Raw genomic sequence first — 23,370 nt, forward strand, 5'->3', positions numbered from 1 at the left:
ATGAATAGAAGTAAATCAGAATCGTTATTTGAAAAAGCAAAAACATTGATGCCTGGTGGCGTAAATTCTCCAGTAAGAGCATTTAGATCAGTCGGTGGCACACCCATTTTCTTTAAAAAAGGAAGTGGCTCAAAATTATATGATGAAGATGGAAATGAATATATCGACTTTTGTAATTCTTGGGGACCATTAATTCTTGGACATTGCAACGAAAAAATAGAAAATGCTATTATTGAAACTGTAAAAAATGGTACAACATTTGGTGCACCAACAGCCTTAGAAAATCAATTAGCAGAATTAATCATCAGCAATCATAGATATATTGAGAAAATAAGATTTGTAAGTTCTGGTACAGAAGCAGTAATGAGCGCATTGCGTTTGGCACGTGGTGTAACAGGAAAATCAAAAATCATAAAATTTGAAGGTTGCTATCATGGTCACGTAGATTCTATGTTGGTAAAAGCTGGCTCAGGATTGATTACTTTTGGCACATCATCATCAGCTGGTGTTCCAGAAGCATTTGCAAACGAAACCATAGTACTTCCACTAAATGATGAAGCGAGACTTAGTGAAACTATTGAAAACTTACATCATGAAATTGCTGCCGTAATTATAGAACCAATTCCAGCAAACAATGGCTTATTATTACAAAGCAAAAAATTCTTATTGCATTTACGTGAACTATGTGAACGCAACAATATTCTATTAATATTTGATGAAGTAATTTCTGGTTTTAGAGTTGGTTTTGATGGTGCTTCTGGTTTATATGAAATCAAAGCTGATATTTATACTTTTGGGAAAATAATTGGTGGTGGAATGCCAGTTGGTGCATACGCAGCATCTAACGAAATAATGAGTAATATAGCACCTGAAGGAAGTGTGTACCAAGCTGGTACATTGAGTGGAAATCCTGTTGCAATGGCTGCTGGCATTGCACAATTGGAACAATGTTTGGCTACTGATTTCTATAAACATTTACAACACAAAACAGAAACATTGGTTGATGGCATTAACAAACACATAAAAACAAAAGATTACAATTGTCATTTATACAATATTGGTTCTATATTTTGGATAACGTTTACAAAAGATTCTCATATTAGTAGTGCTGACCAAATTGATGCCAGCAAAATGACAATCTTTAATAAATTATATAATTATTTATTAAATAATGGCGTATATTTTGGCCCATCAGGTTACGAAGTAGGTTTTGTTTCTGATGCACATACTGATGAAGATATTACTAAAACCATCAAAATATTTTGCGATGGTTTGGATGTTGCATTTCAATAAAATTCTATTTCTTTAGAAACTTTGAACTGTACAAAGTATTGTTATTATTGATTAATAGAATATAATTTCCAGTATTTAGTTGGCTAACATCTATTGTTTGTGATAAGTTATTTTGTGCAACTATTTTTCCATTTGTATCAAAAATATAGTAAGTATCAATATTAGGATTTATTTGTTTTTCTAATTGTACATATATTTTTTGGTAGCTTGGATTTGGATAAATACTTATTTGTTGTATACTATTATTATTAATTTTTGTTTGTATATCATTAAAAACATATTGAATTAAGACACTATCTTCAAAGCAATTGTTTTTAAAGAAAATATAGAAAGAATCTGTGGTATTGCCTGCTTGGAAATTAAACACACCTTGCTCAAATGTATGTGGCACTGAAGAACTAACTTGTGTTGCATTATGAATTGTAACAGAAATATTTTGTGCAATAGTAATTGTATCAGAAATTGAATACGAAGCTGTAGGTTTATCTATAACTTTTATTTCTATAGTTTTTAAAACTGTATCATATGCATTTGTCAAAAATAAATTAAGCACTGTATCTGCATTTGGCTGAATAGTATGTGATAAATTGTTAGCCACATTGCTCCAAGAACTATATAAAAAATCTGATTTAATTGGTGCTGTGTTATTCCATTTTAGTGTTACAATTTCACCTTTACAAATTTCATATTTAGATACAACTAAGTTGGCTGCAACTTTTGGAATACTTAAATCTTTTCTGATATTTAATGCTGCATTGCGCATGACTTTATTTTGTTCTATTGTAAATGTAATTCCATCTGCGTAGTCCATTGTATTGCTACACATATCATTTTTATCGTTGGCTTCTACGCAAGAATTTACAATAGTATTGCAATTATAATTTGCTTCGTACTGCAATGGTGTGTCTTTTATGCCATCATCAATATTACAACCTTTTTCATCGTCGCTTGCCAAGCCGCCCAAAATGTGCAACAAACCTAGATAGTGTCCCATTTCGTGAATGATAGTACTAAAATAACTTAATTGTCTGTGGTTGCCTTTAAATAAATAATCTTGCAACAATACGCCATCCATAAATGCTAATGGCTGACCATATAAAAATGGAAATATTGGATAGGTTGATTGTCCACTATAACATGAACCACTTGTTTTTCTAAAATTGCCTACCCAAAAGTTTAAATAATGGCGTGTGTCCCATGCTGAAATGCCACCAAATTGATCTAGTTTTGCTTTTTGTTGTCCATTTATAAATGGAAATTCGCAAAACTCATTGCTGTTTGGTGCTGTCCATTTTTTATACCTGATTCCTTCTGCTAAAACACCTTGTGTATTGTAACGTGCAATGATTAGTTGAATGTAAGGCACATCAACAATATCATGAAATTCTGCTCTGTTAAAACTTAATAATTTTTCATATTCGATATTCAAATACTTATTTGCACTGTCCAATACTTCGTAAAAAACACTTTTATCATATAATTTGATATCAGCTATTGAATCTTCTATTAGAACATTAAAAACTACTGGAATTCTTATAGTGTCTTTGTCTGCTGATGTTCTTTGGTTTTGATTATTTATTGATTCTTGAATTTGTTTTATGATATCTAATTTGTATGTTTTTGATTGCACTTCATTTTGTGTCATAAAAATATTACCACACTGAGAAAAAGAAAATCTACTTAAAAATAAAAGTAGAAAAAATAAGATATTTGATTTCATCATAAATAATTTACAAAAATGATTGAATAGCAAGATTGTAACTTTGAAAACCGAAGCCAACAATAATTCCTTTGGCAACTGGAGAAATGTAGGAATGATGTCTAAATGGTTCTCTTGCAAAAGTATTGCTGATATGTACTTCTACAACTGGAGTTTTGATTGCTTTAATAGCATCAGCAATGGCAACTGATGTGTGTGTGTATGCGCCAGCATTGAGTACAATACCATCAAAACTAAATCCAACATCGTGTAGTTTGTTTATCAACTCTCCTTCTACATTTGATTGATAATAGAATAATTCTACTTGATTGAAAGTGTTTTTTAGTTGATTAAAAATATCTTCAAAACTTTGAGTTCCGTATATTGCTGGTTCACGTTTTCCTAATAAATTTAGATTTGGTCCGTTTATGATAAGTATTTTTTTCATAAATAAATTTTTAAAATCCTTTTAATAATGCTTTTTTTATCTTCTGGTCTTTTGGATTTTTGCCGACATACATATCAAATAATGCTTCGCCAAATGTTTGTCCATCGTTATTATTTTCACCAATTTCTCCTAAGGAATTGCCATTTTTATAATAGTACATTTTTTTATCACTATCAAAAAAGTTGTCTATATAATCTTTGTATCCAACGTTTGATTGCTCTATTGTCGTTTTAATATTATCTACTATATGTTTGAGTTCAATATATTTTTTTCCAAGACTTTCTTTTACACCACTTTCTATATTTTGACTTACAAGTGTTGGTGTAGCTAATGGTGTTGTTAAAAGCATTCTTAAATTTCTTGCAGTATTTCCATAGATGGCATCTTTTTCATCTGTAATTGGCTTTTCGGCATATAATGCAATTATATATGTATTGACAAAAAACTTTGTACGCATAGCTGCGCCGTTCAAATATAATTTCTTATTGTTGATAATAATAAAATCTGGTATTTCAATTCCTGATATTTTCATATATATTATTTATCATTATTAAAACAATTTCGACAACGTGGCTCGTAGCTTTCCTTTTCTCCAAGCATTACTTGTTTTTCATTCTCTACAAGTCTGTATGAAAAATTGGCTAATGCGCCACACTGAACACATATAGCATGTACTTTGGTTACATATTCTGCAACTGCCATTAATTGTGGCATTACACCGAATGGTGCGCCTAAAAAATCTTTATCTAATCCAGCAATAATTACTCGAATACCTTTGTTGGCTAATGCAGTACAAACTTCTACCAGTCCATCATCAAAAAACTGTGCTTCATCTATGCCTACAACATCTACATTATTGCTTAATAATAATATGTTTTGTGAACTGCTAACTGGTGTTGATAATACTGAATTTGCATCGTGCGAAACGACTTCTTCTATTGCATATCTTGTATCAATAATTGGTTTAAAAATTTCTACTTTAAGATTGGCAATTTTAGCACGTTTTAGTCTGCGTAAGAGTTCTTCTGTTTTTCCGGAAAACATAGAGCCACAAATGACTTCAATCCAGCCATTTTTAGAGTTATTAACATTCTGTTCTAAAAACATTGTACAATATTATATAAATTGTCTTAAAATTTGCATTAAAATACAAAATAACATGGAAATTCGTAGCTCATTAAAAAAAATAGATAGTTATATAAAAATAGTAAGTGATTTGAATAGCACAATTTTGGAAGAAGGCACAATGGCTCCTGAAGAATTACAAATCATGAAAAAATATTTATTGAATTGTGTAGATAGAATTTCAGATATTCAAACAAATCTTGGAATATCTGTAGCTGACAACAACTTTGTAAGTGAAAATAATGATGCAGAAATTCAAGCTATTTTACAAGAAGAACAACAAAATAATGTTGAAGAAATTATAGAAAACAATTCAATAGCAAACAATGTAGAGAATAATAAAATCGTTAGTAATCATCAACTACAAGCAGATTTGCCATCAATACAATTTGAAAATGAATTAAATTTTGAAAAATACACAAAAGAAATTCCTGCTTTGGTTGAAGAAACTGTAATCAATCAAAATAGCAATTCAATAGTTGATAATTCATTTACAAAAAACAATTTTTTAGTCGCTGATGAAGTTGAGAAAGTAGAAGATAAAATAGAATTTAAAACTGAAACCATTATTCAAGAAGCAGAAAGTAAAATAAACTTAGTTGCTGATGAAATCGAAAAAGTTGAAGATAAAATAGAGTTCAAATCTGAAACAATTATTCAAGAAGCAGAAAGTAAAGTAAACTTAGTTGCTGATGAAGTTGAGAAAGTTGAAGACAAAATTGAATTTAAAACTGAAACTATAATTCCTGAAATAGAAAGTAAAGTAAATTTAGTTGCTGATGAAATCGAAAAAGTTGAAGATAAAATAGAGTTCAAATCTGAAACAATTATTCAAGAAGCAGAAAGTAAAGTAAACTTAGTTGCTGATGAAGTTGAGAAAGTTGAAGATAAAATTGAATTTAAAACTGAAACCATTATTCAAGAAGCAGAAAGTAAAATAGATTTAGTTGCTGATGATATCGAAGAAGTTGAAGAAAAGATTGAATTTAATAAGCAAAATTTGATTAACGAATACGAATCCATTATCAACAGAAGATCTTTGAGTGATGCTATTGCATTGAATGATAAATTTATTTTTGTAAGAGAATTATTTGGTAGTCAATTTACAGAATACGAAAATAACATCAAAAAAATTGATGAATTTTCATCACATCAAGAAGCAATAGATTATTGTAAAAATATACTTAGTCCAAAATACAATTGGGAAAACAAACAAAGTATTGCTGGTAGATTTTTCGAATTATTGAGTAAAAACTTTAAACAATAGTATCCTTTTTAATTTCCTTCCAAATTATATCGCTTGATGATTTTGATTGATTAAAAAAAGAATTCCATTTTACTTTCAATTCAAAATTAATCTTTTTATTATTTTTATAATATTCAATTATATTCATTAAATCTTCTTTTGTTTTTACAACATCAATTAGTTTTAAATTAATTGCTTGTTGTATATGATATTCACTCCTAAATTTTGGACCAACAATTATTGGAATTCCAAATACAGCAGGCTCAAACACATTGTGTAGTTTCCCATTGAAACCACCACCAACAAAAGCAATATCAGCATACTGATAGATACTCTTTAGATTTCCATATACATCAACCATCAACAAATTTCCATTTATCTCATTTTTTGAGTACAAACCAATTCTATCATCAAAATAGTTTTGATATTGTTGTAAAACATGTTCATTATACTCATGTGGTACCAAAATTATTTTCATTGCAGATTGATTGTTTTTATAAATATTGGCAACATATTCAACTTCTTCAATATAACAACTACCTAAGACAATTGTAAAAGCATCAGCACAAAAAGTATGTACTAGATTATCTTCTGTATGTTCAATGTTATTATCAATTACGGATTGAAGTCTTAAACTATTATCATAATCAAAAAATATTTTTTTAATATATTTATTTGTATATTTAATATACATATTATAAAACATATTTTTACCATCAAGTTTATCCGATTCTACAAGAAAAATATCAATATTATTTTGATGCGTTATTCTTAATAAATTCAACCATCTTTCATTCTTTACAAGAATTAAACATTTTGGATTTATTCTATCAATTATAAACTGAATATTATTTGAATATTCTTTTGGAAATAGAAAAAAAGAATCTATTTTATCATCAAAAAGATGTAAAAAGTTAAAAATAGAAACTGAAAAAAAAGAAACTACAATTTTCACATCAGGATTCTCATTTTTTATTGTTTGAATTAAGGGCAAAGCCATTCTTAGTTCACCAACTGATGCCACATGTATCCAAACACTGCTTTCATATTTTGCGAACTCAAACTTTTGTTTTTTCCATTTATTCTGATATCTTACCCAAGTAGAGAATTTATCATTAAAAAAGCTACATATATAAATAAAAACATAGTATATGTATAATATTATATTATAAAAAAGCACTATAAGTACATCAATTATAGACATGCAACTAAATGTTATTCTTTTCACACTAAATAAGAGACAAATTGTATAAAAATACACTTAATATTTTTATATTTGCTACAATATAAGTTTTATTAAAAGTATGATTGAATCATTAAAAGCAAAACAAAATAAAATAGGTGTAATTGGATTAGGATATGTAGGATTGCCAATTGCCTTAGAATTAGCAAAAAAATTCTCAGTTATTGGCTTCGACATTAGTGAAAAACGTGTAGAATTGATGAAGAATAACATTGATCCAAGCAATGAATTAGATGCAACTTCATTCCAAAATTGTGACATTACATTTACAGCAAATATTGATGATTTAAGTACAGCCACTTTTTTTATAGTAGCAGTGCCAACGCCAGTAGATGAACACAGAGTACCAGATTTAAAACCATTAATTGGTGCCTCAACAACAATTGGTAAAGTAATTAAAAAAGGTGATTACGTAGTTTTTGAATCTACAGTTTATCCAGGTTGCACTGAAGAAGATTGCGTACCAATCATTGAAAAATTATCAGGACTAAAATCAGTTACAGATTTTAAAGTTGGCTATTCACCCGAAAGAATAAATCCTGGTGATACTTTACACACATTAACAAAAATTACAAAAATTGTATCTGGTTGCGATGATGAATCATTAGAAGTAATAGCTGATGTATATAATTCAATTATTGAACCAGGTGTGTATAAAGCATCAAGTATCAAAGTTGCAGAAGCAGCAAAAGTAATTGAGAATACACAAAGAGATTTGAATATTGCATTGATGAATGAGCTTTCTCAAGTATTCAATAGAATGAATATTAATACCTATGATGTATTAGAAGCAGCAGGTACAAAATGGAATTTCTTGAAATTTCAACCAGGTTTAGTAGGTGGACATTGTATTGGTGTTGACCCATATTACCTAACATACAAATCAATGGAATTAGGTTATGAGCCAAAAATAATTTTAAGTGGAAGAGGCATAAATGATGGAATGCCACAATATATAGCGAAAAAAATTGTTCAAAATTGGCTAAGTAATGGAAAAAACCCAGCAGACTGCAAAGTTTTAATCATGGGTGCAACTTTCAAAGAAAACGTTACAGATATTAGAAACTCTAAAGTTTTTGATTTGGTTAAAGAACTCAAAGAATATAATATTAAAGTTGATATAATTGACCCACATGCAGATGCAGATGAAGTAGCACATGAATACAATACACCATTAAACAAAAATGCAGATGGCAAATATGATGCTATAATTGTTTCTGTAGCACATCTAGAATATACAAAACTTCAAGAAGAAGATTTCATAAGCATTGCAAACCAAGATGCCATTTTGGTAGACTTAAAAAATATTTACAAAAATAAGATTAGCAAAATTAAACACTGGACGCTTTAAAAATAACAACAATGAAAAAAACTATTTTGATTACTGGCGGAGCAGGATTCATTGGGTCACATGTCATAAGACTATTTGTGAATAAATATCCAGAATATCAAATAATAAATTTAGACAAACTGACTTATGCTGGAAATCTCGAAAACCTAAAAGATATTGAGCATGCTCCAAATTATACATTTATTAAAGCTGATATTGTAGATAAAAATCAAATAGACAAAATTTTTTCAGATAATAACATAGATTCAGTTATACACCTAGCAGCAGAATCACATGTAGATAGATCAATCAGCAATCCATTAGAATTTATTATGACAAATGTGGTTGGAACTGTAAATCTATTAAATGCAGCAAAAGAAAAATGGAAAGGAAATTTTGAAAATAAATTATTCTACCATGTATCAACAGATGAAGTTTATGGTTCGCTTGGCGAAACTGGACTTTTTTTAGAAACTACACCATACGATCCACGTTCACCATATTCAGCATCTAAAGCAAGTTCAGACCAATTCGTAAGAGCCTATGAAAATACATATGACCTTCCAGTTGTTATTTCAAATTGTTCAAACAACTATGGTTCACATCAATTTCCAGAGAAATTGATTCCATTATTTATAAATAATATTAGAAATAACAAACCATTGCCAGTTTATGGTGATGGCAAATATACGCGAGATTGGCTTTGGGTAGAAGACCATGCAAGAGCAATTGATGTTATCTTTCATAATGGAAGACTAGGTGAAACATATAATATTGGTGGATTTAATGAATGGCAAAATATAGAACTCATAAAAGTTTTATGTAAAATCATGGACAAAAAATTAGATAGAACGTCTGGTACATCAGAGCAACTAATTACATACATCAAAGATAGACCAGGACATGACAAAAGATATGCTATTGATGCTACAAAACTTAATAAAGAGTTAGGCTGGAGTCCATCATTGCAATTCGAAGAAGGATTAGAAAAAACTATAGATTGGTATCTAAATAATGAAGAATGGTTGAATAACGTTACTTCAGGAAATTATCAAAATTATTACAACAAACAATATGAAAATGTTTAATAAACAATTCTTCAAACATAAAATTATAACTTTAATACTATTATTATTTCTAGGCTTTACATCCAATGCCCAGTTATTTAATTTTACGCCACCAGTTGAAGATGAACAACCTAGTATTCAAGAAATTATTAAAAGAATTGAAGATACATTAAGCATTAGACAAGGAAAGGTAAAGTCAGAAGATATAAAACTTGCAACAGATAAGCTACAACAAATCAATCCAACAAAAACAGAAATAGGAACAGACAAAAAATGCTCCTGATAAATTATTAATTGAAGCACAAAAAGCTACAGAAACAGTAGAAAAACTAACAGAAACAGCAACTTTAGAACTAAGAGAAGGATTAGACAGTGTTGATATATTTGGATTTGATTTTTTTAGACGAAAAGAAATCAAACTATTCAACAATGCAGTAGATATAAAACCACCACTGAACTATATTTTAGGTGTAGGTGACCAGATTGTAGTTTCAATTTGGGGATATGCCGATTATAACAGATTATTCTATATAGATAAAGACGGCTATATACAACAGGAAAATATAGGTAGAATCTACTTAAAAGGATTAACATTACAGCAAGCAAAAGAATTACTTAGAACAAGATTCTCGAATGCATATATGATAGACAAATCAAATTTTGATGTATCTATCAATTATTCTAGAGTAATAACAATAAATGTAGTTGGTGATGTTGAAAATCCAGGTTCTTATACATTCCCAGCTATTAATACAGCATACAATATCTTGGCATATGTAGGTGGTCCAACAAAATCAGGTTCAATTAGAGATATTCAAATAAAAAGAGATGGGAAAATAATTGAAAAGTTTGACATGTATAAATTTTTGTTTGAACCAGAAAAACAAGGAGATATATTTTTGAATAACAATGATTACATATACGTGCCATTACAAAAGAACATAGTAAAAATTACTGGAGAAGTAAATAAGCCAGGAAAATATGAAATGTTAGATAATGAAACTCTTGATGACTTATTAAAATACTGTGGTGGTTATAAACCAAATGCATTTAAAAATATTATCCAAGTAAAAAGATATTTAGATAATAAATCAGTTATTCTAGATTTTAATTTAGATAGTTTAAAACAGCTAAAACAAAAATTAGTATTATTGAATGGAGATGAAATATTAGTTAGAGCAATTCCAGAACAATATAAAAACTTTGTTGAAATTTCTGGTTCTGTAATGTTGCCAGGAAAATATGAATTACAAGAAGGATACAAAGTAAGAGATATCATATCAAAAGCGCAAGGGTTTAAAGATGATATTTATATGGATGAAGCGTATGTAGTTAGAACAAATATTGATGATGGTAGAAAAAATATCTATAGAATAAACTTAAATAATGTAATGGATGATCCAAATTCTATAGATAACATGACATTACAAATCAGAGATATTATTGAAACCTATTCAAAAACATATTTTCTAGATACATTTAGTATTTCTATTAGTGGTGAAGTAAGGAAACCAAGAAGATTTGCTTTAGAAAAACAAATGACATTGAGAGATGCGATAATGATGAGTGGTGGTCTGACAGACTTTGCATTTTTAGATAAAATTATTATATATAGGGTGAATGAAAATCTTGCAGACAAACTAATCTCATTCAAAATAGACACGACAGATAATTATGCAAAGTTAGATAGCTTTAAGCTTCAAAAAAGAGATAGGATAATTGTACAAAGAGATTTATCAAAAATAGACAAATATACAATCGAAGTAAATGGGATGGTGCGAAAACCAGGTTCTCTTGCTTATCATGAGAGTATGACATTGGCAGATGCAATTATTTTATCAGATGGTTTTAAAATGGAAGCAGCATCAAATAGGATTGAAATTGCAAGAGTTGCAAACTTTGATAAAGCTATTTCTCAGTCTGTACCAACTCAAATTACAATATTAAGCTACAGCATTGGAAAAAATATTGGAAAGATGTAATTGCAAATACTGTAAAACTACAACCATATGACCAAATATATGTAAGACCAACACCAGAATTTGATTATCAAAGTAAAGTAAATATTTCAGGTGAAGTATTATATCCAGGTGATTATGTACTTGTATCCAAAGATGAGAAAATATCTTCACTAATAGAAAGAGCAGGTGGTTTGACTAGGTTTGCATATCCAAATGGTGCTAGGTTATTTAGAAAAACAGACGGCATAGGAAATGTATTAATGGACTTAGATAAGGCGCTTAGAAGAAAAAGTTCAAAATACAATTACATATTATTAAAAGGAGATTCAGTCATTATTCCAGCTATTAAAGATTTAGTAGCTTTACAAGGTGAATACAATTATCCAACTAAAGATAGACCAGAAAATTTATATATGCCATTCTCTAATGGGAAAAATGCTAAATTCTATATCAGAAGTCATGGCGCTGGTTTTGCTAAAACAGCAAAACGTATCAAAACATATGTAGTTTATCCAAATGGTAAAATACAAAAAGCAAGAAGAGCATCTATAGAAAAAGGATCTACCATAGTAATTCCTAAAAAGGGTGAAAAGAAAAAGAAAAAAGATGAAGTATTAAATTCAGAAGATGAAGCGAAAAAACAAAGCAATAAATATAATGCAGTAAAAACTATAAATATAATGGTAGGAACTATTGCATCTGCAGTAACAACTGCAATCTTACTTATGTCATTAATTAAAAGATAATTGGAAATAAAAGAGCCCAATATAGAACAACAAAATCAAGATGATACATTAAAATCTATACTAAAGATTATTAATTCTTTATTTTCAGTAATTAAAAAGTATTTTATTATTTTATTTATACCTATAATTCTAGCATTTCTATATTCCTATAAAAAATCAAAAGATTTAACTACCTCATATACTGCAACAATTTCATTTTCACTCTCAGAAGATAGACCTCAAATAAATTATTCATCAAATCCTTTTGATAAAGGATTTGCATTTAATAATCCGGTAAAACTAAAAGAATATTCACTTACAGAAAAAGTTGGTTCTAAGCTATTGTTTAAAGAATATTATTACAATGGGAAAGAGGATTTTTTAATTAATCATTTTCTAAGAACATTCTCTGGGTACAATGAAAGCTATTTTGGTAAATTTGAAGATGTTGAACAGCTAAATACTCAACAATATTCTGTTTTTAAAAGAGTATTAAGTACATTAAAAGGAATGCTTACTATTAGTTCTAACGAAGCTGAAATATATTATATCACTATTCGTTCTTCAAATGAAAATATGTCAATATTACTTTGTAATGCCTTTTATGAAAATTTAATTGATTATTACATTGAACGATCAACAAAAAAAGAAGCATATGCAGTTCAGTTCTTACAAAAAAGATTAGAGCAGCTTAAATATGATTTAGAGAAATCCGAATTCAACTTAGCACATTATAAAGACAGAGCTAATAATCTAGTAACGTACAAAGCAGAATTAGAAGAAATAAAATATAAAAGAGATAAACAATTGGTAGAAAAAGATTATATGGAAACTGCATCCATGTACGAAAATGCTAAAGCAAAACTACAAGCAATTACACCTTTATTTCAGGTTATTGATGCACCGCATTTGCCATTAGCTTCTGAAACTGAATCAAAATCTAGCATCTATATTCTTAACATTGCAATTGCTGTTGTTTTTAATATAGTATTTATTGCAGTATTATTCTTTAGACAAGAGTTTTGGTCAGACATAAAAGCTAAACTAAAACAAGCACAAGAATAGATTTTATGAAAATAACAAAGACATACATTCCTGATTTAGTTATTATAGAACCTACAGTTTTTGAAGATGAACGTGGTTTCTTTTACGAAAGTTATAACCAACAAAAATTTATAGATAATGGATTAGATTATAATTTTGTTCAAGACAATCATTCTAAATCTACATTTGGTGTATTGCGTGGCTTGCATTTTCAAAGAGAACCATTTGCTCAAACAAAATTAGTCAGAGTAACTCAAGGAAATGTATTGGATGTAGCAGTTGATTTAAGAAAAAACTCACCAACATATTTGCAATATTTTTCTATTGAATTATCAGCAGAAAATAAAAAACAATTTTTAATACCAAGAGGATTTGCGCATGGTTTTGTTGTACTATCAGAAACTTGTGAATTTCTATATAAGTGTGACAACCTATACAATAAAGAATCTGATGGTGGTATAATATTTAATGATGAAACATTAAACATAGATTGGAAAATACCAAAAGAACAATTAATAATTAGCGAAAAAGATGCCAATCTACCTACCGTAGATAATGCAAAATTAAACTTTACTTTTTAATACTATTTATGATAAATGAAATAATACAAATTGCACAAAAAGCTGGTGATGCTATTTTAGAAATTTATAATAAAGATTTTAATGTAGAATACAAAGATGACAAATCTCCATTGACTGATGCAGATAAAGTTTCAAATGAAATTATTACTGAAGCATTGCAAAAGCTAACGCCACAAATTCCTATTATTTCAGAAGAAAATAAATTATTAGACTATCAAATAAGAAAAGATTGGACAAAATGCTGGTTGGTTGATCCAATTGATGGTACAAAAGAGTTTATAAAAAAGAATGGCGAATTTACAGTTAATATTGCATTGATAGAAAATGGCATTCCTATTCTTTCTGCTGTTGGCGTTCCAGCACAAAATATTATTTATTATGCAGAAAAAAACAAAGGTACTTACAAAATATATAATGAAACAACAATAAAACTAGAAAAAACACCTATTGAAAATAATACCATTAGAATAGTAGGAAGTAGATCGCACCAAACACCAGAATTGCTAGCATATGTGGATGAACAAAAAGAAAAATATGCAAATGTAGAATTTGTGGCTGCTGGTAGTTCTCTAAAATTTTGTCTAATTGCTGAAGGAAAAGCTGATGTATATCCAAGACTTGGACCAACAATGGAATGGGACACTGCTGCTGGTCATTTAATTGCAACAGAATCTGGCTCTGATGTTCTTGTTTGGAATAGTGATGAGAAATTATCTTACAATAAAGAAAATCTTTTAAACCCATTTTTTATTGTACAATAATGAATATTTACATTACAAATAATTATCTAATAAATTCTTTTGATGTGGCTCTATTTCCACATTAAATATAATTTTGTCTACTTCAATATCTTTTGAATACCTAAGTTTGTGTTGGTTTAATAAATTAAAAAAGAATTAGCTACTTGATGTGTTAGTTCTATTCTTATGGTTTCATAAATTGTATATTCAACAATTTCTGTTTGTTGTATTGTTTCAATAGCACAGGCTTTATACGCAAGTATCAAACCAGAAACGCCTAACTTTGTACCACCATAATATCTAGTTACCACAATTAAAGTATTAGTCAAACCGAAACTATCAATTTGATGAAGAATAGGCAACCCAGCAGTTCCATTAGGTTCGCCATCATCATTTGCTCTGTACACATCTTTCGTATTGCCTAATCTATATGCGTAGCAATAATGCGTAGCTTTGGGTAATTGATGTTTAATGTATTCTAATTTCTCTTTTATCATATGCTCATCAAGCACATGAAATGCTGCACCAATAAATTTTGATTTTTTTCTTTAATCAAAATATTTTCTACATCTATGACTGACTTATACTTCATTGAAAATAGATGCATTTAGAATACCACCAGTATGCAATGCAACAATTGTACTATTGGGTTTAAAATAATTATTTTGAATTAAATCAAGCAATGCATACATCATTTTTCCTGTGTACACATAATCTAATTTAATATGATATTGCGTATAGAAATTATATATGAATTCTTGTAAAATATAATCTTTTTTTGCATATCCACCAAAATGATAGTCATGTATAATATCAATACTTGAATTATATGCAAACGTTTTATCTAGCTCATAATTATTTTTTAGAACATCTATGCCAATAGCTTTTTGATGTGGCAAAAGATTTTGTGCTAAACCAGCTAATGTTGTTCCTGTGCCGCACGCACTCACTATATAGTTAAAATCTAAATCAATTTCGTCAATAATTTCTTTGCAACCAATTTTTGCTAGTTCATTTGCGCCACCTTCTGGTACGAAATAAATATCATTTATGTTTAAATTAAATTTCTCACATATCAATCTTTACAAAATTGCTATCATGTCTTTTGTTGTAAGTATTTCTCTCTACAAAAAACAGTTGCATACCTTGTGCTGAAGCAAAAGCTAAATTGTCATTAGAATTTACATTCAACTCCTCTCCTCTTATTATTCCTATACTATTTATAGCATGTAAATTTGCAGCAGCAGCAGTTGCCATGATATGATTTGAAAATGCACCACCAACTGTAAGTATTGTTTGTTTTTTTTGCTTTAATAAATCTGAAATATTATATTTTAATTTTCTCCACTTATTACCAGAAATATATTGATGTATTAGATCATCTCTTTTTAGATAAAGTTTGACATTGTTATTTAAAACAATATCTAGTTTTTCTAATGGAGATGGTAATAGTAAATTCAAAATATAAAAAAATTTATTCTATTTTATTAAATAAGAATATTTATATCTTACTTTAGTCTTCTAAATCAAACTCGCCATATACTTTTATACCAGATTTTTCTAAACTCCAATCCCATAAATGTTGTGCATTGTCTGATTGAATGGCATCAACAGCAGGAATAACTGGATTTTTTTTATACCAATATAATCCAGTTTTATTTTGAACTAATGGTGAAGCTGCCAAATAAATTATAGTTTCTGCACCTTTTTGTGGTGTAGTTAATACAAAATTGAAATTGCGTATTAATGAGCCAAACCAATTGCCACCTGCTTTTCCAAAATTTGATGCAATATTTCCTGGATGCAAGCTATTAACAGTAATGTTTGTATTATTTTTTAATATTTCTGATAGTTTTTTTGAGAACAATACATTGCACAGTTTTGACACGCTGTATTGTTTGAAAAATCCAAAACTTTTATCTGCATTCAAATTATCTGATGGATAAGGTGTCAAACGATGTGCCAATGAAGCTACATTTACAATTCTTGCATTTGGTGATTTCTTAAGTGCAGGCAACATATAATGGCACATATAGAAGTAACCAAAATGGTTGGTTGCCATAGTCATTTCTATACCAGCGTCGTTGTATTCAAGTTTATCTACAATCATTCCAGCATTATTGATAAGCACATCTAATTGGTCATATTTTTTATAAAATGCTTTTGCAAATGCTTTGATAGATTTGTGTGAACTCATATCAGCAATAAACAAATCTACATTATTCAAACCTGTTACTGCATTGATATCATCTTGTACAGCTTTTGCTTTTTCTTCATTTCTACATACCATGATTATATTGGCACCTAGTTTTGCTAATTCCATCGTAGCTACTCTACCTATGCCTGAATTTGCACCAGTAATTAATATTGTTTTTTCTTTCATATCTTTTCTTTATTTTTTAGTACCATAATCTTGCATGTACTTTTTGTAAATATTGCATACCTGATTTGGACATTACTTTTCTATCTACATTTTTTATTCTTTTATATAAACTACTTATAGATATAAAATAGTATTTTATATTAAATTTTGTATTTACTAAGAAGTACATACTCCACATAATAAATTGTGTGCATACATAAAAAAATGGTAAATGCTTATATATCACAATTAATCTATTTTGAAAATACCTAGATTGTGTTGTAATGTTTGGTTCTCTACCATTTGGATTTACTTTATGCAATACCAAAATATCTTTTGTAAATAAAATTGAATATCCATTTTTTATTGACGCGTATGATAAGTCATTCTCTTCCATTCCATAAAAAAAATCATCTTGATAATAACCTGTCTTCTCGATTATTGATTTAGGAAAAAACATGCCCGAATCCATAGAATAAATTATAAAACACATCATCTTTATTTTTTATAAGTTTTTTATTTTTTATTGGCATTTGCAATTCATTGGTAAAAGGATTTTTTCCAAGACAACCAATAATTCCAATATTATCAGATTTATATTGTTCAAATTTATTAAGAACAATTTGAATAACATCTTTTTGTACAATTTCGGCATCATCATCTAAAAAGAATAAATATGTGCCTGTTGATTTTCTGATACAAAAATTTCTACCACCTGCAACACCTAAATTTTGGTCATGATGTATATAGTTTATTTGATATTTTTCTGATGTTGGAATTTCTTTTATATAGTTTTCAAACTCAATATAATCTTGAGTTGAATTATTATTCAATACAATAATTTCTTTTTTCCAACCTTGAACATCATCCAAAGAAAGGACATTTTTTACGGCATCTATGGTATCTTCTGCTCTATTATAACTAATAATAATAAAAGAAAATATTTTATGCATGTTGTGTTTCTTTCCTATTGTTGTATATCAGATAGATGATAGCTATTGCAAATAGTATTTCTAATAAAACATTTGAGTAAGTAATTAGATTGTATGTTGTTTTATATAAACGTGGCATAAAATCAAATTCTATAGTATGTTTTCCTGCAGGAACTTTCATTGCTCTAAGAATATAATTTGCTCTAATATGTTCAGCTGTTTTTCCATCAATTTTTGAAGTCCAATCTATGTTTGGTTTATATACAACTTCTGAAAACACGACCATTTCATCTTTGTCAGAATTAAATTCATATTTCAAATGCATTGGATGTTCACTTACTAATTTTATACTTCTGTTTGTATTTGATGTGGTATCTGCATTCAAATTAAAATTAGTATAATAAGTTCTAAATTCATCATTAATTACAACATCATTTGCTGGATTAATATCTCTAACTTTTAATATTTCTTCTTCATTTGTTTTAGCTGGAACAATATTAGACACAAACCACGCATTACCTAATGCTGAAGTATTTCTTATTACAGCATTGGCTTGTGGTCCTTGTTTTAAATATTTTGTATTTAACATATTTAGGTAATTTGCACTTTGCAAACCACTCTTATTGATAATTCCAAAATCGTATTGAATACCATGTTCTATGATATCTTGGTATCTTTTTAATTTTGCAGGCGCATATCCACCAACATTGTGATGAAAATATGATGGCGACGCATCATTGAATGGATTAACTGTCAAATCTAACATTCTAAAATTTGTCTTGTCTTGCATGATAAAATTATCTGCTTCAGTAGCAACGAAGGCAGAGCTTATCATTGCATCTCTATCACTAAAAGAATTTTCATTAATTTCTCTTCTATCTACTTGCCACAAATCTATAAAGCATAAGACTGTTAATCCTAATATTGCTAATTCTTTTGAAACTTTTTGTTTAATTAGCACATACATAATTCCAATTGCTAATAATATAAAAATTAATGAACGAATGGTATCTGCATTTGTTGCTGCCTTTCTATCTTTTATTAATGCACTAAACAATTCGTTTGCAAACTCAGCACTACCTGTAGCTTTTTCTAGTTGTGCTACATAGTTATCATCATTTCCTGTTTTATCTGGTGTTCTGCTATTAAAATCTTGTGTAGCAACTGCCAATAACCAAAATACTACAATTGTAGCTACTGCTCCAATTGATGCTTTCTTAAATATTTGTAATTTTTCTTTTACATCTTCAATTTTTAAAAATTGATATAAGCCAATTGCACCAATAATTACAAATAATATTTGCGTTTCAGCTAATATCATTGTTGGTGCTCTAAATTTATTAAATAATGGTAATGTTGTAAATAATATATTATAAAAAGATGCGAAATTTTTCCTAATGCAATAAAAACCGTGAATGCTATCATAGGTAATAGCCAAAATATTATGTACTTATTCTTCCTTGCAGAGAATAATCCTAAGAAGAATAAAAATAATACAACTGCGCCCATATAAAATCTACCTAAGACAAATGGTTGATCGCCCCAATACATTGGAACTTGTGCTATAAAGTTTTCTGCTGATGGTGCTGGAACGCCTTTATTTACTAATGTGGTGTATAAACTTGATGATTCCGTTAGTTTTCCACCTGAGCTTCCGCCAACATAATTTGGAATAAAGAAAGAAGGAATTTCGTTCCATCCAAAGCTCCATTGAGTTGCATAATCAAAATCTACACCATCAGCAGATTTCGTATTTGCAGTAGTTGATGTGGAATCTTGAATATTAATTAAGTTTTTCCCACGAATAGATTCATCTGTAAAATCTTTAATATATATTTGATTATAGTTTAAGCCGACACTAATAATACCAGCTACTGCTAACAAGCCTAAACTTTTAGCTAAATGCACATAATCTTTTTGTTTGATTAAGCCAAGAACTAGAATAATACCAAATGGTATAGAAATAAGCATAGCATAGTAACCAAGTTGTATATGAAAGCTACTGATTATAAATTTTAGGAAAAAAGTGGTAACCAAAAGACCAATAATATATTTTCGTTGGTAAATGAGTAGCAAGCCAGCCCAAAATGGTAAGATACTAGAAATTACATATTGTTTATTGGTATGTCCTGCTGCAACACTAACGATGGTTACGTTGCACCAACTTGCTGCAACAGCGAATAGTAATGCTATCCAAAAATCTTTGAGTAAAACCCAGAAGAATAGCAATGCACCAAACGCAAATATAATTTGATTTAGTGGAATATCTTTTAGTATTAATTGTGTTTTTTGATATATAAAATTGAGTGGTGTATATCTAGTCCACTCAGCAGCAAATACAGTACCTGATGTCATTGTTGTTGGCATTCCAGAAAACATCTTCTCATTCCAGAGATAGTTTTTTTCTCCAAATTTCTCTTGAAAATCATTATACGGTTTTAATGCCATGGCTTCACCTTGAACAACATCGGAAGCACCTAAATGCTTTCCTTCATATAATGGAAAATAAAAAATAATCGCAGGAATTATTAAGAATACAACTAAGATTGTCCATTTAATGTATTTATTGTCAAAGAAATTGACACTATTAGTATTATCATTTTTATAGACAGTCTGAGTTGTAGTAGCAACTTTTTTGTTTTTTGACATATTTCAATAATTTTTCTCAAAAATAATGATTTTTATGTGAGATTTTAAATAATCTTTGTAATTATGTATTTTTTGTAGAGTGAAAGAAATAAAGATAAATTTTTGTGATTTTAGTACTGGTTTTGATAAAGAGAATAATTTTATTTATAATTCATTAGTAAAGAAATATAAAATAATAATTAGTGAGCAACCTGATATCTTATTTTTTTCGTGTTTTGGGTTGCAATATTTAAGGTATAATAATTGCAAGAAAGTATTTTGGGCTGGCGAAAATATGAGACCTGATTTTGATGGTGCTGACTATTGCATAACTTTTGATTATAATAATCATCCAAATCATTATCGTTATCCACTTTGGGCAATGTGTATTGATGAAGTTGAATTGACAAAAATTCCAACATTAGAAGAAGTAAATAAAATAATAGCTTTAAAAAATAGATTTTGTGCTATGCTGGTATCATATTGTAGAGCAAGGAAAAGAAAAAAAATATTTCAATATATCTCAAATACTTACAAGAAAATAGATTCTGGTGGAAAATGCATGAACAATATGAATAATCAAAAAGTTGAGAATATACTTGATTTTTTTAAACCGTATAAATTTTCTCTATGTTTCGAAAATTCTTCAAATCCTGGATATTCTACAGAGAAAATTATAAATGCATTTAAAAGTAATTGTATTCCAATTTATTGGGGTGATAAGCAATTAAATGAAGATATTAATCCAAAAAAATACATTTCATTGCATGATTTTAAAAGTGAAAAAGAATTTCTAGACCATATAATTGAAGTAGACAATAATTTTGACTTATATAAATCTTATTTATTAGAACCAATTTTAATTGATTCTAAAATTCCAGAATGTTATAATAAAGAAAATTTTGAAAGATTTTTAGATAAAATTGTTAACGATCCTATGCCAAATCCAAAATCATTTTACAAAAGTATAAAGCATATTGTAAAAAATTATTATTTCAGATTTATGTGGGACAGAACAAAAGGTTTTAATTAATTCTCAACCATGTATCTGGTAGTATATCATCCATATTTACATCAAAATGCTGAAACCATTTTGATGGTGAAATGACAATTTTATTTGTATTTGAATTAAGCATTGCCCACCAGCTAAATGTGCTGTTTGCAATAATATTATGCTGACACATACTCATCAATTGCATATCTATGTAGCTAGTTGTCTTTGTATTATTATTTGAAATATAATGTGTTTCAAACTCAGACTTTAGGTTTTGTTTTACCCAATCTACATCATCTGAAAAAACAAAAAATATTGGATTTGATATTAATGAACTTATTTTTTTAATTGCATTTTCATAATACTGAATATCTAAAGCTATAAATTTTGATGCATTTTTTTGAATACTTATATAATCGCCACGACGAATATGTAAAGATACTGAATTGCAATCTTGTATTTTTTGTATATGATTCAAATTTACTTCATCAGTGATTTTATTAAACTGAAAATCTGTTCTTATTTTATCTTGTATATCCAAAAAATACTTTTCAGATTGAAAATTGCCAAATACATACGTATTATCTATAAAATCTAAAAAATTTGGATTAAAATTTATTGATTCTTCATACAAATAATTGTATTTTTTTTTGAATAATTTTGATTTTAATATATACTCAATTTTTGCAAATGGATACATAAACTTTGAAGAAAATATATTGCTATTTAAATTGGCATTTATATTTGGAAATATATCTAATTCATATTTCATCGGTGTTGTCCATTTTTTAAATGGTAATTTGCTTTGTACATAAGATAAATCAAAGACTAATTCAGCATTATTTATTGTTGCCAAATGTGTTCCAAAAGCATATTGAAACATTTGATTACCTAAACCACCATACAATTGAACTATTATCATAATTTATATAACTTTATATAGTTTTTTTCTTTTTATTAAAATTGATGGAAAATATCTTAAAAGAACAAAAGAATTTTTCATAAAGGAAATTGATTTCTCTATGGAATATTTATTTTTAGTTACAAACAATTTTGTAAACATATATAATATTGTAGTGCAAGATACATCTATTAATGATGCAAAAAAATATAACATTAGATGTATAAATGTTAAAACAACGCCATACTGTTTTCTAATTCTTAATAAATTAGAAACCATTAATTGTAATCCTTTTTTATCCCAATATGGATAATAATTTTCAGATTCATCAGTAATTGTAGATGACATAGTTTTTCCACCTAAGTGTATTAAGGAAAGTTCTGGAAATATAACCACATATCCAACTTGATTTAACCTATAACACCATTCTGCTTCTTCTGAAAATAAGAAGAAATCTTCATCGAAAGCACCAATATTTATTAAATCTTTTCTACGAACAAACATAAACGCACCACTTATCCAATCTACTTTTTCTTTTCCTGTAGATTTTGATGGATGTGGTTTTTTAACTTTTAATTTTTTTACAATATATTTTAAAATATTTGAAATATAAGGAAATGTCAGCAGAACATTTAGTCCTAAAAAAACGAAATTGCTACCACTCAACTGTTTTGTCATATCTTCGTAATATAACTGAACACAAGCTGCACTGATATTTTGTTTTTCATCTAATAATTGACACAATTTAAATAATATATTTTCTATAAATATTGTATCATTATTCAAGACAAGAATATATTTACCTGTTGATATATTTATGCCAATATTATTTGCTCTTGAATATCCTATATTTTCATCTAATTGGATATATTTTATTGTGTGAAACTTATTTGAAATAATTTGTTTACTATCATCCTTAGAACAATTATCAACTACTATTATCTCATATTTTATATTTAGTGTATGCTTAATTATTGAGTTTACACACTGAATTGTTAAATTAGGTTGTTTATAATTGACGATTACAATAGAAACTTGCATTAAAAATTAT

The 23,370-nt window shown here is 28.1% G+C and carries 26 protein-coding genes; 11 read left to right on the top strand and 15 right to left on the bottom strand.

What is annotated here, in order from left to right; genetic code table 11:
- Entirely contained in the window at positions 1–1,293 is a 1,293-nt protein-coding gene (gene hemL, locus IPK18_00775) for a glutamate-1-semialdehyde 2,1-aminomutase (protein QQR98104.1), read from the top strand.
- A gap of 4 nt (positions 1,294–1,297) precedes the next feature.
- Here the strand turns inward: hemL and IPK18_00780 are convergent, their stop codons facing one another.
- From IPK18_00780 to IPK18_00795, 4 genes are all read right to left on the bottom strand, one after another.
- Complete coding sequence (locus IPK18_00780) at positions 1,298–2,938, bottom strand: T9SS type A sorting domain-containing protein (GenBank protein ID QQR98105.1); 1,641 nt, start codon at positions 2,936–2,938, stop codon at positions 1,298–1,300.
- Positions 2,939–3,023: 85 nt separating this feature from the next.
- Positions 3,024–3,440 (bottom strand): type II 3-dehydroquinate dehydratase, encoded by a 417-nt coding sequence (gene aroQ, locus IPK18_00785; protein QQR98106.1) that lies wholly within the window; start codon positions 3,438–3,440, stop codon positions 3,024–3,026.
- Positions 3,441–3,450: 10 nt separating this feature from the next.
- Entirely contained in the window at positions 3,451–3,972 is a 522-nt protein-coding gene (locus IPK18_00790) for a chalcone isomerase family protein (protein QQR98107.1), read from the bottom strand.
- Positions 3,973–3,977: 5 nt separating this feature from the next.
- On the bottom strand, positions 3,978–4,547 hold the full coding sequence (locus tag IPK18_00795; GenBank protein ID QQR98108.1) for a thymidine kinase: 570 nt from the start codon (positions 4,545–4,547) through the stop codon (positions 3,978–3,980).
- Positions 4,548–4,599: 52 nt separating this feature from the next.
- Here IPK18_00795 and IPK18_00800 point away from each other — a divergent pair, with 52 nt between their 5' ends.
- On the top strand, positions 4,600–5,832 hold the full coding sequence (locus IPK18_00800) for a hypothetical protein (protein ID QQR98109.1): 1,233 nt from the start codon (positions 4,600–4,602) through the stop codon (positions 5,830–5,832).
- Here the strand turns inward: IPK18_00800 and IPK18_00805 are convergent.
- Positions 5,822–7,015 (bottom strand): hypothetical protein, encoded by a 1,194-nt coding sequence (locus IPK18_00805; protein QQR98110.1) that lies wholly within the window; start codon positions 7,013–7,015, stop codon positions 5,822–5,824. The genes IPK18_00800 and IPK18_00805 overlap by 11 nt on opposite strands.
- 100 nt (positions 7,016–7,115) lie before the next feature.
- On the opposite strand from IPK18_00805, the gene IPK18_00810 reads away from it, so the two are divergent.
- The 8 genes from IPK18_00810 (at position 7,116) to cysQ (ending at position 14,523) form a co-directional block, all read left to right on the top strand.
- The gene (locus IPK18_00810) at positions 7,116–8,405 is read left to right on the top strand and encodes a nucleotide sugar dehydrogenase (GenBank protein QQR98111.1); all 1,290 of its coding nucleotides are present in this window, start codon (positions 7,116–7,118) and stop codon (positions 8,403–8,405) included.
- An 11-nt stretch (positions 8,406–8,416) separates the two neighbouring features.
- Positions 8,417–9,472, top strand: coding sequence for a dTDP-glucose 4,6-dehydratase (gene rfbB, locus IPK18_00815; protein QQR98112.1), 1,056 nt, complete (start codon positions 8,417–8,419; stop codon positions 9,470–9,472).
- Positions 9,459–9,734: a hypothetical protein gene (locus IPK18_00820; GenBank protein ID QQR98113.1), complete on the top strand. Its 276-nt coding sequence runs from the start codon at positions 9,459–9,461 to the stop codon at positions 9,732–9,734. The genes rfbB and IPK18_00820 overlap by 14 nt, the downstream gene beginning before the upstream one ends.
- 358 nt (positions 9,735–10,092) lie before the next feature.
- Positions 10,093–11,433 carry an SLBB domain-containing protein gene (locus IPK18_00825; GenBank protein QQR98114.1) on the top strand — a complete coding sequence of 447 codons (1,341 nt, stop codon included), beginning with the start codon at positions 10,093–10,095 and terminating at the stop codon, positions 11,431–11,433.
- Between the two features lie 170 nt (positions 11,434–11,603).
- The gene (locus IPK18_00830) at positions 11,604–12,158 is read left to right on the top strand and encodes a hypothetical protein (GenBank protein ID QQR98115.1); all 555 of its coding nucleotides are present in this window, start codon (positions 11,604–11,606) and stop codon (positions 12,156–12,158) included.
- A complete protein-coding gene (locus tag IPK18_00835; protein ID QQR98116.1) occupies positions 12,159–13,202 on the top strand; it encodes a hypothetical protein in 1,044 nt (347 codons plus the stop codon).
- Between the two features lie 5 nt (positions 13,203–13,207).
- On the top strand, positions 13,208–13,762 hold the full coding sequence (rfbC, locus tag IPK18_00840; protein QQR98117.1) for a dTDP-4-dehydrorhamnose 3,5-epimerase: 555 nt from the start codon (positions 13,208–13,210) through the stop codon (positions 13,760–13,762).
- Positions 13,763–13,770: 8 nt separating this feature from the next.
- Positions 13,771–14,523, top strand: coding sequence for a 3'(2'),5'-bisphosphate nucleotidase CysQ (cysQ, locus tag IPK18_00845; GenBank protein QQR98118.1), 753 nt, complete (start codon positions 13,771–13,773; stop codon positions 14,521–14,523).
- Positions 14,524–14,639: 116 nt separating this feature from the next.
- Here the strand turns inward: cysQ and IPK18_00850 are convergent, their stop codons facing one another.
- The 8 genes from IPK18_00850 to IPK18_00885 all read right to left on the bottom strand — a co-directional run bounded on the left by IPK18_00850 (position 14,640) and on the right by IPK18_00885 (position 20,445).
- The gene (locus IPK18_00850) at positions 14,640–15,014 is read right to left on the bottom strand and encodes a YigZ family protein (protein QQR98119.1); all 375 of its coding nucleotides are present in this window, start codon (positions 15,012–15,014) and stop codon (positions 14,640–14,642) included.
- Between the two features lie 69 nt (positions 15,015–15,083).
- Positions 15,084–15,581, bottom strand: coding sequence for a hypothetical protein (locus IPK18_00855; protein ID QQR98120.1), 498 nt, complete (start codon positions 15,579–15,581; stop codon positions 15,084–15,086).
- Positions 15,571–15,963, bottom strand: a complete 393-nt coding sequence (locus IPK18_00860; protein QQR98121.1) for a hypothetical protein — start codon at positions 15,961–15,963, stop codon at positions 15,571–15,573. Before IPK18_00860 ends, IPK18_00855 begins: the two co-directional genes overlap by 11 nt.
- 52 nt (positions 15,964–16,015) lie before the next feature.
- The gene (locus IPK18_00865) at positions 16,016–16,885 is read right to left on the bottom strand and encodes an SDR family oxidoreductase (GenBank protein ID QQR98122.1); all 870 of its coding nucleotides are present in this window, start codon (positions 16,883–16,885) and stop codon (positions 16,016–16,018) included.
- A gap of 16 nt (positions 16,886–16,901) precedes the next feature.
- The gene (locus tag IPK18_00870; GenBank protein ID QQR98123.1) at positions 16,902–17,324 is read right to left on the bottom strand and encodes a hypothetical protein; all 423 of its coding nucleotides are present in this window, start codon (positions 17,322–17,324) and stop codon (positions 16,902–16,904) included.
- Entirely contained in the window at positions 17,311–17,817 is a 507-nt protein-coding gene (locus IPK18_00875) for a glycosyltransferase family 2 protein (GenBank protein QQR98124.1), read from the bottom strand. Before IPK18_00875 ends, IPK18_00870 begins: the two co-directional genes overlap by 14 nt.
- Positions 17,810–19,117, bottom strand: coding sequence for a YfhO family protein (locus tag IPK18_00880; GenBank protein QQR98125.1), 1,308 nt, complete (start codon positions 19,115–19,117; stop codon positions 17,810–17,812). The genes IPK18_00875 and IPK18_00880 overlap by 8 nt, the downstream gene beginning before the upstream one ends.
- Complete coding sequence (locus IPK18_00885) at positions 19,114–20,445, bottom strand: hypothetical protein (GenBank protein QQR98126.1); 1,332 nt, start codon at positions 20,443–20,445, stop codon at positions 19,114–19,116. The genes IPK18_00880 and IPK18_00885 overlap by 4 nt, the downstream gene beginning before the upstream one ends.
- A gap of 79 nt (positions 20,446–20,524) precedes the next feature.
- Between IPK18_00885 and IPK18_00890 the strand changes: the two genes are divergently transcribed.
- A complete protein-coding gene (locus tag IPK18_00890) occupies positions 20,525–21,457 on the top strand; it encodes a hypothetical protein (protein QQR98127.1) in 933 nt (310 codons plus the stop codon).
- Here the strand turns inward: IPK18_00890 and IPK18_00895 are convergent.
- Complete coding sequence (locus IPK18_00895) at positions 21,450–22,340, bottom strand: alpha-1,2-fucosyltransferase (GenBank protein ID QQR98128.1); 891 nt, start codon at positions 22,338–22,340, stop codon at positions 21,450–21,452. The two genes, IPK18_00890 and IPK18_00895, sit on opposite strands and share 8 nt — an antisense overlap.
- A 3-nt stretch (positions 22,341–22,343) precedes the next feature.
- A complete protein-coding gene (locus tag IPK18_00900) occupies positions 22,344–23,360 on the bottom strand; it encodes a glycosyltransferase family 2 protein (GenBank protein QQR98129.1) in 1,017 nt (338 codons plus the stop codon).
- Positions 23,361–23,370 lie beyond the last annotated feature (10 nt).

This window comes from Sphingobacteriales bacterium (assembly GCA_016699615.1).
Lineage (GTDB): Bacteria > Bacteroidota > Bacteroidia > Chitinophagales > JADIYW01 > JADJSS01.